Origin of the sequence: Gaetbulibacter jejuensis (assembly GCF_039524015.1) — a bacterium.
Taxonomy (GTDB): domain Bacteria; phylum Bacteroidota; class Bacteroidia; order Flavobacteriales; family Flavobacteriaceae; genus Gaetbulibacter_B; species Gaetbulibacter_B jejuensis.
This window is the reverse complement of sequence record NZ_BAAAGF010000003.1, coordinates 197868-211227: the sequence shown is the minus strand read 5'-3', so window position 1 is coordinate 211227 and position 13360 is coordinate 197868. Positions and strand designations below refer to the sequence as shown.

The 13360-nt window shown below is 32.8% G+C and carries 8 protein-coding genes; all 8 read right to left on the bottom strand.

Annotated elements, in window-relative coordinates:
• Positions 1 to 6: 6 nt before the first annotated feature.
• Positions 7 to 6660 (bottom strand): amino acid adenylation domain-containing protein, encoded by a 6654-nt coding sequence (locus ABD011_RS10570; protein WP_343798123.1) that lies wholly within the window; start codon positions 6658 to 6660, stop codon positions 7 to 9.
• Positions 6661 to 6848: 188 nt separating this feature from the next.
• Positions 6849 to 7694, bottom strand: a complete 846-nt coding sequence (locus tag ABD011_RS10565) for a class I SAM-dependent methyltransferase (protein WP_343798120.1) — start codon at positions 7692 to 7694, stop codon at positions 6849 to 6851.
• 135 nt (positions 7695 to 7829) lie between these two features.
• The gene (locus tag ABD011_RS10560) at positions 7830 to 8684 is read right to left on the bottom strand and encodes a cupin-like domain-containing protein (protein WP_343798118.1); all 855 of its coding nucleotides are present in this window, start codon (positions 8682 to 8684) and stop codon (positions 7830 to 7832) included.
• A gap of 217 nt (positions 8685 to 8901) precedes the next feature.
• Entirely contained in the window at positions 8902 to 9915 is a 1014-nt protein-coding gene (locus ABD011_RS10555; RefSeq protein WP_343798116.1) for a peptidoglycan bridge formation glycyltransferase FemA/FemB family protein, read from the bottom strand.
• A gap of 13 nt (positions 9916 to 9928) precedes the next feature.
• Positions 9929 to 10678 (bottom strand): aldo/keto reductase, encoded by a 750-nt coding sequence (locus ABD011_RS10550; protein WP_343798113.1) that lies wholly within the window; start codon positions 10676 to 10678, stop codon positions 9929 to 9931.
• Complete coding sequence (locus ABD011_RS10545; RefSeq protein ID WP_343798111.1) at positions 10675 to 11451, bottom strand: TauD/TfdA family dioxygenase; 777 nt, start codon at positions 11449 to 11451, stop codon at positions 10675 to 10677. Before ABD011_RS10545 ends, ABD011_RS10550 begins: the two co-directional genes overlap by 4 nt.
• A gap of 4 nt (positions 11452 to 11455) precedes the next feature.
• Complete coding sequence (locus ABD011_RS10540; protein ID WP_343798555.1) at positions 11456 to 12067, bottom strand: sugar transferase; 612 nt, start codon at positions 12065 to 12067, stop codon at positions 11456 to 11458.
• A gap of 2 nt (positions 12068 to 12069) precedes the next feature.
• A complete protein-coding gene (locus ABD011_RS10535) occupies positions 12070 to 13221 on the bottom strand; it encodes a glycosyltransferase family 4 protein (protein ID WP_343798109.1) in 1152 nt (383 codons plus the stop codon).
• Between the last annotated feature and the right edge of the window lie 139 nt (positions 13222 to 13360).

The following is a 13360-nucleotide window of genomic DNA, read 5'->3' as shown; positions in this document are numbered from 1 at the left end:
TTTTTGTTATAAATCTATTTGTAAATATTCTCCAACATTATCTTTGTCAGCAACAAACCAAGCTGGATTGCCTTCTCTGTCAATCCCTAAACGTGCTCCAGAAACTGGAGGTTGATTTAAGTCTTTTGTTGTAGTCTTATTACTATTGTTTGAATTCGTTAAAGAAATTGTTTCAGGTTGAAGAATGCCAACTTCAGAAAGGATTTCTACACACTCAATAGAAGTGTTAATTAAGCGTGTGATATCATCTTCTGTGTATGCTGTTGTGACATAACAAGGAAAACCATCCCAAACATGAATACCACGTTCTCTCATTAGCACAAAGAATAATTCAGCGTAAGCTACATCTTCAAGCATTACTAGTTTCCAAAGCGAACGATAGTATACAATTTCCATTGGAAGCTTGTGTGATTTTAAATAATTATTTACTTCGGTAGCAAAGCGTTCTGTTTTTCTAGCTAATTCATCTTGAAGCGCAACACCTTGTTCTTTCATGTGTAAAAGAGAAGCTTTACAAGTAGCTAAGGCTAGTGGATGGCGTACAAAAGTTCCTGCAAAATAGGTAACACCTGCTTCAGGAATAGAGTCATCTCCAAAAGACCAGAAACCACCATCAAGTGCGTCCATACATCTTTTACTCCCAATAATTGCACCAATAGAGATACCACCACCTATAACTTTTCCATAGGTTCCTAAATCGGCTTTTACACCAAATAGAGCTTGGGTGCCACCAGGATGCATCCTAAATCCAGTAATGATTTCATCAAATATTAGTACAGATTCTGATGCTTCGGTTATTTTTCTAACTTCCTTAAGGAATTCTATTGGTCTAAAGTTTGGTCTTCTACTTTGTACTGGTTCTACTAATACCGCTGCAATTTCATCAGCACGTTCTCTAATGATATTTAAACTCTCTTCAGTTCCATAATCTAATATGAGCATATTTTTTACAGCTTCAGGTAAAATACCTGAGGCTGCAGGGAATGATTTTAATTTTTTAGATCCTCTAACAATAACCTCATCATTAATACCATGGTATGATCTTGAAAAGGCTACAATTAATGAGCGTCCAGTTACTGTTCTTGCGATACGCATAGCGCCTAAAACAGCTTCAGATCCTGTGTTGCATAACGCAGCACGATCTTGATTGGTAAACTCACATAATAATTCACAAACTTCTCCTGCTAATGGATGTTGAGGACCTACTTCAAAACCACGTTCTACTTGGTCATTAATAGCTTTTTTAATGAAGTCTGGTTGATGACCAAATAAACAAGCTCCAAAACTGTTTAACACATCTAGGTATTCATTGCCATCAATGTCCCAAAGACGACTACCAGAGGATTTATCTACCACAAGAGGGTACACTAACTCCTTGGTTTCAGGTTTAAAACCTGTAACCACTCTTGGGTCTGACATATGAGCTCTGTGTTTTTGCGTATAGGCTTTACTGCTAGCAGTTTTTTTATTGTAACTAGCAATTAAATCGTTTAAAAATGCTTGTTGTTCTTTATTTAGCCCTGTAGATTGCTTTTGAATTTTTGGAGATGCACCAAACGGTTTTTCATGCTCTTTCTTTTCGTCTTCATCTAAATCATCATTTGATGTTGTGCTTATATTGTTGGCTAAAGGCGTTGGTTTAGTTTGAGGAGTAGTATGATTAATAGAAGGAGAAGCAATAGGTTGGCTTGTGCCTTGCATTAATTGTATTTGTTGACCTAACAATTGGATTTGCTGTGCAATAAGACTTAATGCTGTATTAGGGTCTCCAGTGCCAATATTGGCCATGGGTTGCGACAATGGAATTTGTTGGTTTGAGCTATTGGTAGTTGAAATGGTATGACTAGCTTGGGCTATTGGAGCAGGAGCTAGCTCTTCTTTAGGTAGTATCTTATCAATGTGTGTTGCTAATAAGTCGGGTGAACCTAATTCACCATTTAATTGTCTAAAAGTTATTGGAGTATTAAATTCATTTTTCAGATTGATTGCCATTTGAGTAAGTACTAATGAATCTAACCCAAGTTCTAAAAAGCTCAGATTATACTCACTTGTTTCTATTTCGATTCCAGAATTATCTTCTACAATTTCAGCTATTTTATCAAGAATTATGGGTTTTCTCATAATTTGAGTGTTTTGGTTTGGTATAGGTTCTACAGATTGTTCTAGCGGTATTGCTGTAGTAATATTATTAGGTGTTGAATTTATAGTTGTTGATTGATTTGTAGGTGGGTTGATCCAACATGGTTTACGATCAAAAACATATGATGGTAACCAAACACGTTGTTGACTTTGGTGTTTGTAAAACGTATTCCAGTTTATGTCAACGCCATTTAACCAAAGTTCACCAAGAGCAGACAAAACAGTATGGTACGCGGTTTCATCTTCATCAGGAATAGTTAAACTAGAGATCGATGCAAGTGCTTTTAACCCTTTTTTCTGCTTGGATAAGGTTGTTAAAGCACGACCTGGTCCAATTTCTAAAAGTATAGTGTCCTCAAGGTTTAAAACTGTTTCCATAGCTCCAGAAAAATTCACTGTAGCTCTTAAATGGTTAGCCCAATATTTTGGGTCTATAGCTTCTTCGTCCTTTATCCAATCGCCAGTAACAGTTGATACTAATGGTAGACGAGGAACATTTAATGTTACTTTTTTAACCTCTGCTTCAAAAGTATCTAAAACAGGATCCATCATGGTAGAATGAAATGCATGACTTGTAGACAATAATCGGTTTGCAATACCTTTATCATCTAGCTGTTTTGCAAAGTCTGCTATAGGTTTATCTGGTCCAGAAACCACAATTAGTTGATCAGAATTAATCGCAGCAATAGAAAGATGATCAGGAATTAAGTGTTTGACATCTTCTAAGCTTTTTCGAATCGACAACATACTTCCTTTAGGGAGTTCGCTAACTAGTTTTCCGCGTCGCGTAATTAAGTGTAAAGCATCTTCTAAAGAAAATATACCAGCCAAATGCGCAGCAACAAATTCGCCAATACTGTGACCGCATACTAAAGTGGGTTTAATTCCCCAACTCATCCAAAGTTGAGCAAGTGCGTATTCAATAACAAATAGAGCAGGTTGAGTGTATTGTGTGTCTTTTAGTTGTTCTTCAGCTTTTTCAGAATGTTCTTTTGGATAAATAATATCTCTAATGTCTAGTTTTAATTCTGATTTTAAGAGTTTAGCACAAGTGTCCACAGCAGTTTTAAATACGGTTTCATGTTCATAAAGTGCTTTACCCATTTGAAGATATTGAGACCCTTGACCTGGAAATAAAAATGCTAATTCATCTGGTTCAGATGATAATGTCTTAGATTTGATTGTATTGGTTTCTAATGTTGCTAATTGCTGCTTAGCTTGTAATGTTGAGCTAGCTATTAAAAAGCGTCGTTCTGCAAAAGTAGCTCTTGTAGTATTTAAACTATATGATACATCAGCTAGTTCAATAGACTTAGAAGTGTTTAAATAACTGTTTAATGCGTGTTGGTAACCATTTAAACTGTTTTTTGTCTTTGCAGACCAAGTTAATAGTTGTAAAGGTCGACTAGGGTTTGATGTGTTGGTTTTTTGTTCATATTCTTCAAGAATGATATGTACGTTTGTGCCTCCAACACCAAAGGAACTTACACCTGCTTTACGTTTGTTTTTAGCATTCCATGGAGTTAAAGTACTATTGACATAAAATGGGCTATTATCAAAATCGATTGATGGGTTAGGTTGTTCGTAACCTAAAGATGCTGGAATCTCACGATGTTTTAATGCTAATATCGTTTTGATAACACCAGCAACTCCAGCAGCACCAGTAAGGTGTCCCATATTACTCTTTATAGAGCCAATAGCGCAAAATCCTTTTTGTTCTTGTTCTCCAAAAGCAATTTTAAGGCCTTCAATTTCTATTGGGTCACCAACCGGAGTTGCAGTTCCATGGGTTTCTATATAGCTTATTTCAGAAGGGTTGGTGTTGGCATCTTGAAGTGCCCTAACAATAGCATTGGCTTGCCCTTCAGTGCTAGGAGCTGTAAAACTTCCTTTATTTCCACCATCATTATTAACTCCAACACCTTTTATTACAGCATGAATAGTATCTCCATCACGTTCGGCATCTTCCAGTCGTTTTAATAAAACAACTGCAGCACCATCACTAAAAATAGTTCCTTTGGCATTTGCATCAAATGGTCGGCATCTACCATCAGGACTCATAATTGACCCTTCTTGGTATAAATGACCAGTATGAATTGGAGCAGTTACACTTGAGCCACCAGCTATAGCAGCATCACATTGTCCGCTTCTAATAGCTTCAACAGCTTGAGCAATAGCTAACGATGAAGTGGAGCAAGCAGATTGTACACTTACTGCAGGTCCTTTTAAATTAAGTTGATATGCTGTTCGAGACGCGATGTAATCTTTTTCATTAAACGTATCGGCAAGGAAACTTCCTATTCTATCCATTACTGTTGTATTGGGAAGAATATTGTTTTTGTAATAGGTATTCATTCCAGTTCCAGCGTAAACTCCAATGGTACCACTGTAATGCTCTGGTAAATGACCTGATTGTTCTAAAACTTCCCAAGCAATTTCTAAAAAGATACGCTGTTGCGGATCCATAGCTTCTGCTACTTTTGGATTGAGTCCGAAAAAAGCAGCATCAAATTCTTTAGCAGAAGGAACAATGCCACGAGCAGGAACATATAGAGGGTCGTTTTTAATTGCATCAGGAATTGAAGGGTCTAATTCTTCTGGAGAGAAGAATGTAATCGTGTCTTTGCCTTCTCTTAATACATTCCACAATTCTTGAATTGTATTAGCTCCAGGAAAACGACCTGCCATTCCAATTACTGCAACATCTGAAGTGTCTTGATTTCGTTTTTTGCTTTTTTTATACTGAATTCCAGTATTTTTTTTAGGCTCTAAGAAATTTGCTAACTCAGCAATGGTTGGATGTTGATATAATTTTATAATAGGTACTTCATATTGATAATTAAGACGTAAAGCAGAAACCGTTTTTTGGGCTAGAAGAGAAGTTCCTCCCATTTCAAAAAAGTTATCTGCAATACCAATTTTTGGAATACGAAGAATATCAGACCAAATTTTTGCAATATGCTTTTGTACTTCAGTTTTTGGTTTCTTGTAGATAGGTGCATTACTTGGACGCTTATATTCAGGAACAGGTAGTGCTTTTTTGTTAACTTTTCCGCTAGATGTTTTTGGAAATTCATTGACCCAAACATAATAGTTAGGAAGCATGTATTCAGGCAATACAGAACTTACTTTTTCTCTAAAACTAGTATCGTTTTTTAAAGTAATATTATCGGTCTGTATATAGGCGATTAACTGTGGTTGCGAAGAAAAATGTGTGCTTGCAACAACAACTGCCTGCTTTATATTAGGTAGTTTACTAATAGCAATTTCGACTTCGCCTAATTCAATACGATGTCCACTAATTTTTACCTGTTCGTCTTCACGACCTAAAAATTCAATATTACCATCAGGTAAAAACTTTGCGACATCACCTGTACGATACATTCTAGTTTTTGTTCCATCTGGAAGTGTTAATGTAGTAAAACGTTCATTGGTTAATGTCTCATTGCCTAAATACCCTTCAGCAAGACAATCTCCTGTGATGCATAATTCTCCAACTTCACCGTTAGGAAGGATGCTTTGGTTTTTATCTAAAATATAGATAGTTGTATTATCTATAGCTTTTCCAATATTGGGTAACCCAGGCCATTCTTTAGGCTGTCCTTCAAGCTTCAATTCAGTAACTACATGACACTCAGTAGGACCATATTGATTGTAAAGCGTGCAGTGGTTTAGTTTTGTGAAAAATGTTCTTAATTCTTTAGTGATTTTAAGCTGCTCACCTGCGGTCATAATTTCATTTAGACTATCAGGATATTTGTCTAAGCTTACAGCTGTTTCTGCAAGTGCTTGTAATGCAACAAACGGAAGGAATAACCGATTGACTTGATGTTTGTTTATTCTTTCTAACAACTGCACCACATCCAGTCTTTGTTCTTCGTTAATTAGAACAAGACATCCACCATTTGAAAGTGTTGTCATTATTTCTTGAAAAGACACATCGAAACTTAAAGGAGCAAATTGAATAGTTCTAGTACCTTGAGTTGCTTTAGAGTTTTTATGCTGCCAGTTAATTAGATTAACTGCTGCGGTATTTCCCATACAAACTCCTTTTGGTTCTCCTGTTGACCCTGAAGTATATAAAATATAAGTGCTATTATCAGCCATAGAAGACTGTTGTAATAGTTGTTTTGGGGCTTTAAAATTATCATTAGATAATACAGATAAACCCATTTCTTCAGCAAGTGTGGATTCCTTAAGGTTAGTTAAACAGAAATTGAGATTTGAGTTCTTTATGATTTTAAGAATTCGGTCTTTAGGGTACTTAAAATCTATTGGTAAATATGCTTTTTTAGCTTTTAAAATAGCAAGCATAAATACAATTTGATCTATGCCTCGTGTTGTTGATAATCCTATTATTTTTTCATCATTGGCATGTTCAATAATTAAATTGAATACACTTAGTATTTTATCGTTTAATTGATTGTAGGTTATAGCTTTGTCTCCTTCGATTAAACAATCATCATTAGGATATAATTTTACTGCTTTTTCAAATAGTGAATATGTTGCAGTTGAAACCATAATTTAAATTATTATAAGATATTTTAAATCTAAATATTTTATTTCATTAAGCTATTAATCAAAATTAAAGGGGATATAAAGAAATATTAAAGGGTAATTAAAAGTAAACTCAAAATAATTTTTACTAAAAAAAAATAGTTATACAGCACTTTAATTCGTTTTAGCACAAACCTTAAAGATTTATTAGTCTAATTTTTAGCGCCAATAAAAGTTTGTTTACTTTCTCCTTCTAGTTGTATCTGTGAAAAATGCCATAAAGTAAAACCTGCATTTTTAAATAGTTTTGGGTAATTGTGCGAAAAAGAAGGTTCATCACCATAAAGCTGAGTATTTGGGTCTTTATCAAAATCGTGACTAGCTCCATTGGGCTCTATGGATACAAAAAAAATGTTTTTTAGCTTATTTATTTCTATTAAAAGCTCTTGTAATTGCTGTTCTAAAAAGTATTCTAAAACACCATTGTAAGTAACAAAAACAGTATTCTTTTTACCATTTTTTTTAATCCAATCATAGGCGTCACTTGTTACGAACTCAAGTTTAGTGTTTTGTTTATATTTTTTTTTGTTTATCTCAATTTGATTGGCGCTTAAATCAATTCCGATAAGCTTTTTAAAATTTGGAAACTCAGTGCTTAAGTGATTAAGAATGCTACCGTTTCCAGTACCTATTTCTACCAGTGTGTCAATTTCTTGATCTTGATTTGAAATTTCTTGTTTTAACAAATCAAAAATAAAAGTACAATGCGGAATGAAAAACGTATTAATTGAATCTTTAGTTTCGGTAAACAACTCTGTAGCGCTTTCATTTATCCAAAAAGTTTTGTTTTGTTCGGCTATTTTATTGTGATCGTCTAATGTTTCTAGTTTTTGTACTAGCGCAAAACGCATTAAACGTTCTTGAAAACTTAAATTATTTTTGTTTTTATGAACTAGTGTAATTCTGTTTTCTGAAAGTTCTTGAGCTTTTTTGGGTCTTAAAAATACAAGTACATTACCAATATGTTTTGCAATAGTTCGTGTGAAGTTTGATTTCATGTTATCGAACATAATAATTTTTAGGCAGTTGAATAACGTAAAGTTATGTTTTATTGCTAATTATTAAATGAAAAACACTAAATATTAGTTTATTATACAGTTTTATACTTTGAAATGAAGTTTAGCTGTTAAATTCTAGTTGAGTATTGCTTCTTTAGCATTAAATATTTTACCCATGATAACTTTATAGACTTTAACCAATGATGCTAGTTTTGGATAATTTTTTTTAGCTGAAAGGTAGTATTCATCCATAAAAAAGTTCCAGTTAAAAGAGTTTACATGGTCTATGGCATAGGTTAAATTAAAATTATGAATATATGTTGTGTGCCACCAACCAGCTGGTATAAATAAGGTTTCTCCAGGTTTTAGTGTGGTTTTTATAGCTACTGCGTTTTTGAACAACGGATATTTTTCTAAATCAGGGTCAAAAATATTTACTGGACTTTGGTTTCTTCTTATTTTATCAGGATAAAAACATGCTGACTGATCAGGAGAGTATAAATAAAAGTCTTTATCTCCAATTATTTGTGTTAATTGCGTATGAACACCAAGGTAATCTATATGTAACGTTGGAAATGAACAGTCTTTTCCTCCAAAAAACAACTCTCTTTTGTTGGTGTACTTAGCAATAAATCTTGGAAGCATTTTGCTTTGTAGTCTATTTGATTTTCCATACAATAACTCTGGTATTTCATTAAGTAATTCGGGAAAATCTCTTTTTACGTCATAAATGTTAGGGTAGGGAGCTTTGTTCTCTTTTGTAGATTTCTTACAAAGTTCTATAATTTCAGATAAAGAATAACTTTTACCGTTAACAGTTCGTGTTAAATGATTATAGTGTGATTTTAGGTAGTCAGTTGAAAACTTGTCAGACCAAACCCATTCACCTTTATCGGTTAATACAACTGGTAAAGATTTTTTTACGTAAGAATTGTAAAATTCTTTTTTAGACAGTCCTTCTCGTCTGTCAATTTCAAAAGCATTAGTCATGGTGTCCCATTTTATTTTGAATTACTTATGCTATTAATAAGGAGATGAACTTGTTTTAAGTTGTTTAAATTTAGCTAATTAAGTGTTAACTACTTTGGTAGGTTGGTTAAAATCGGTAAAATATACTCTTTAAACGATTATTTGTCTGTAAAATATTGATAATTAATTTGTTGTAGTGTTTTTCTTGTTAAAAAAGATTTGATAGAGTCAATAAAATCTATTTTGTACGATAAGCAGGAAAGTAATTGGTGTTTGTTACTTCGTTTTTAGATGATAATTTATTGTAAGCATCTACATTAACAATATATTTCCATAGACTAAATGTTTCTAGTTCTTTGGAAAAAGATTTCTTAAAGCGTAATAATGAGTCTTCTTTACTGCCAAGACCACCACCAAGGTTTAAGTATTTATAACCTTTGTTTGTAGCTAATATTCTCATTTCGTCAATCAGCATTTTTACAGGCATAATATTAAGGAAGTCTGTTTTAGTTCCAGATAAGTGATATTGCACAATTTGGTTTGTTTTAACGAACATTACACCTGATATGTATTGATTGGTTTCATTATCAATAGCTAATAACAGGTCAGTTTTAAAATCATTACATTTTAGAAACTTGAAGAAATAATCTTTGTCAAAATAATAAGAGTCTTCGGCATCTACACGATTCATGTTTTCATAATAAATGTCAATAAATGCTTCAATTTCTTCTTGTGTTTGTGCTTTTTTAATAGTGCACAATCGCCTCGATTTATTAATGTGTGATTTGATTCTACGTTGATATCCTTGACGCTGTACTTCAATATCATTAGTGAGATCGATAAACACAACAGAACTTAAGTCTTCACAGTCTCCTAAATTTTTTAAAATGTCTTTTTGATGATTGATAAATGGGTTTAATCTACTAAATACAGAAACAATCTTTTTATTAAAGAGGTATTCTTTAAATTCAGTTATAAATTGTGTGTTGTTAAAATTGTAAGATATGTTTTTAGAAACAGGACCAGAATAACCGTAAACAGAAGTGATATCGAAACAATCAGTCCCTTCAATTGGTCTTATAATTAAAGGTATGGCTATTAGGTAATTGTCTTTTTCAAAATGTAAGAGTACACATTCTTCATCTTCTTGTTTGGATATTGTATGATAGTCATAAGTGTGATAAAAGTCGTAAGTATCAACTTTACTGAGAACATTATCCCATTCTTGCTTTGAAGTTATTTCTTTTATCATTTTCTAAAATCGTTTAAGACTTTTTTAAATAGTTTTTATACTGACTTAGTTGTTGTATAGTGTTTATGCTTATTATAGAGGTTTTTACGTTTTTGTGTTTATACACATAATCTAAACAATCACTAATTATGCTTTCAGATGAGTTAGAAGCATCATTAAAAAGTTTTCCTGCAAAAAATGGTCTTATGGCTATAAAAGGGACTGAATTTGCAAAGTGGGAATAATCAGTTTCAGATTTATTGAGATAAGAAATAATTCCATCAACAGATTTTAGTTTTATGACCTCATGTGCAAAGTTTACAGAGTAGGGGAAAGCAAACACGTGTTTGATTTTGCCTTTTTCTTTTAAGTTTGATAAACTTGTTTCTATGGTTTCTTTTTGATAGAGTAGAACTGATAGTCTGTCGTTGTCATTAATAGGTTCTGATCTTACTAGCCATTGCAAAACATCAATACAGTCGACTTTTAAGTGTTTTAACTCATTATCAATAAGTTTTTCTAGCTTTTCAGCTGAAAATTTTGACTCTCCAAAATGAGGGGAAGATAGTTTAACAATGTGTTTGATATGAGGCTTGCAACTGCTTTTGTTTAAGGCGTTTGAGTATAAGGAATAAGAATTGTATTCAAATGAAGAATGGTGAGTATTAATGCCTAGATTAAAACTCTCTTCAATAAGTTTTACTGTTTCCTTGATACTGAGGTTTTTATCAACGAAACGCATTGTTCCTAAAGTGATTTTTCCCAGATTTAAAGTATTCATCATCCTACCCACTTAAAGCCGGTTTTCCAGATGTAGCGGTCGTTGGTTTTTTTTGCATCATAAGATGTACGACCATGTAATACATATTGATCCCACCATAAAACAGATTCTCCAGGATTAAGATATACTCTTTCTACTAAATGTGAGTGAGCTATGTATTCTTGTAAAAATGTAAAAAACTCTTTATTAAGCTTTTTATTTTCTTCAGTTTCATTTGGGTCAATACAATAGTAGTTAAAGTTTAAGGTAATTTTACCATTGTCTTGAATGTCTATAATTTTTTCGGTTCGCGCTTCATCTGCTTTTCTGTAGCATATAGATTTTGATGTTAAGTCATCCAACATAATTGGCGCATTTTTCTTCATGTAGTCTACTAGAATTTGTCCATCAATAAAAGTTGTGGCTCCACCAGCAGGTGCTTTATTAACGCAGTAAAACAGCATTATATCAGCAGGATTTGTTAGGTAAGACTCATCAGTATGTAATGGCTGCGCATTTTTACTGTGCCTGTATGCAGCAAGATCAGGAATGTCGTCATCATATCTAATTTCTAACCAACGTTCACCAGTTAAAACGCCTCCTTTTGTAAAATCTTCACCACCATTTACTACAGGACCTAAATAATCTACAAGCTTATCGTAGAAAAGACGCAAATCACCTAAATACCACTCAGGAGTAACTTTAAGTACTTTTGTATTTTTTAGAGTTTCTTTTATCATTTCACCACTTTCAACTGGGTCGTTAGTGCGTAAGTTTAGATTGTTGTAGAAATTCATATCTTTAGTTTTTACCATTAAATTTTTCGGCAGTTACTTCTAAATTACCATCCTGATTTACATCTAACGTGCTGAAAATCTTAATCAAAGTTAAAAAAAGTATTTTAATATCTAGCTTAAAACTTAGGTTGTTTATATACCAAATGTCTAAGTCAAATTTTTTATTAAATGTTAAGTTGTTTCTACCATTTATTTGCGCCCAACCTGTTATTCCTGGTTTTACATTTAAACGTTGTATTTGATGGTCATTGTAAATTGATAGGTACTCAGCAAGCATAGGTCTTGGGCCAATAAGGCTCATGTCACCTTTTATTATGTTTATTAGTTGAGGTATTTCGTCTAAAGAAGTGTTTCTAACAAAGTTTCCAATTTTCGTTAGTCTTTGCTTATCTGGAAGTAAATTTCCATTTGCATCCTTTTTGTCGTTCATGGTTTTAAACTTTATTATCTTAAAAACGGTTTTGTTTTTACCACCACGTTCTTGAATGAAAAAGGGTTTGCCTTTATTAGCTATAGTTAATAGTAGAGTTGTTAATATGAAAACAGGAGATATGGCTATTAACCCAAGTATAGCGCTTAGCTTGTCGAGTAATGGTTTGAAAAAATGTTTGTATATCTTCATTCTTCCAGTGTTTTATAAAGAGATAGTAGTTCTTTCCAAACAATATCCTGACTGTATAAATCTGTAATTGTGTTTCTAGATAGGAGAGACATTTCTTTTACTTTTAGAGGGTTGTTTAAGCAAAATGCCATTGCGTTTTTTAGTGATTTGGTATCTTTTGGAGGAATTATTATCCCATTAATTTCATTTTTTATAATTTCATTACAACCATTAATATTTGAGGCAATACAAGGCACTTGCATTGCACATGCTTGTAGTACTGCGTTTGGAAAACCTTCTCTGTAACTAGGAAAAGTTAAAACATTTGAAATTGATAAATAAGGTCTAATATCGGTTTGAAAACCTAATTCTATAATGTTTTTATTTTCTTTTAGAACTTTTAGAGATTTTTTGGATATTGGGTCTAAGTGACTTTCTTTATGACCCAAGAGAAGTAACTTTATAGTACTGTATTCTTTGTTTAATGAGTTAAAAGCCTTAATTAACTCATTGATACCTTTGTCTCCAACTATACGTCCTACGAATATGAACACAAAATCATTGGGTTGAATACCAAACTTTAGTCTTAATTTTTCTTTTTGTGATTCAGATATTGTCTCAGGATTGAAGTGCTCAACATTAATGCCATTAGAACTTCCATTACCTATAACCTTTAATTTAGATTGATTTGTAAATTTTAAATCAATAATAATTTGTTTAAGACCAAAAGAGTTTGGTAGTACTATGGTAGAGCAGTTGTAAGTGCATTTTTCAACAATGTCTAACAGCTTTCTTTTTAAGCCTTTACTTTCTAATAGAGGTAACCCAGCAACAGTGTGTAAACGATGTGGTACTTTGGCTAATTTGGCAGCAAGCATACCTGCTATACCTGCTTTAGGAGTATGCGTGTGTACAATAAAGGGTTTTTCTTTTTTAAATAATTTATAAAGAGAATAGGTAGCAGCTAAATCTCTAATAGGAGTAATTTTTCGAGTCATTTCTACAGCATAAGTAGGAATGCCCTCTTCCTCACCAATACTTTTGAGTCTTCCACCTTCATTGCTTGACACAGCTAAGATGTTGTAATGTTGACTCATAAAGCCTAATTGACCTTTTAAAAGTGAATTTATTGATCCTGGCATTGTTGTTACTCGAATTATTTTTTTCATTTAATTTTTTTAAGATGTAAGTTGTTGTTGAACATCTTTTTATCACTAAAAACTACTAGCCGAAGATATCAAATATTTAAATTGTAATAAATGATAAAAGGATTAATTAGTTGTAAGGAAAGGTTTATAGGATGAAGGT

Bases quoted from the DNA above. Each gene is read 5' to 3' on its own strand.
- ABD011_RS10570 (WP_343798123.1), bottom strand. From the start codon at position 6,660: ATGGTTTCAACTGCAACATATTCACTATTTGAAAAAGCAGTAAAATTA.
- ABD011_RS10550 (WP_343798113.1), bottom strand. From the start codon at position 10,678: ATGATGAATACTTTAAATCTGGGAAAAATCACTTTAGGAACAATGCGT.
- ABD011_RS10565 (WP_343798120.1), bottom strand. From the start codon at position 7,694: ATGAAATCAAACTTCACACGAACTATTGCAAAACATATTGGTAATGTA.
- ABD011_RS10545 (WP_343798111.1), bottom strand. From the start codon at position 11,451: ATGAATTTCTACAACAATCTAAACTTACGCACTAACGACCCAGTTGAA.
- ABD011_RS10555 (WP_343798116.1), bottom strand. From the start codon at position 9,915: ATGATAAAAGAAATAACTTCAAAGCAAGAATGGGATAATGTTCTCAGT.
- ABD011_RS10560 (WP_343798118.1), bottom strand. From the start codon at position 8,684: ATGACTAATGCTTTTGAAATTGACAGACGAGAAGGACTGTCTAAAAAA.
- ABD011_RS10535 (WP_343798109.1), bottom strand. From the start codon at position 13,221: ATGAAAAAAATAATTCGAGTAACAACAATGCCAGGATCAATAAATTCA.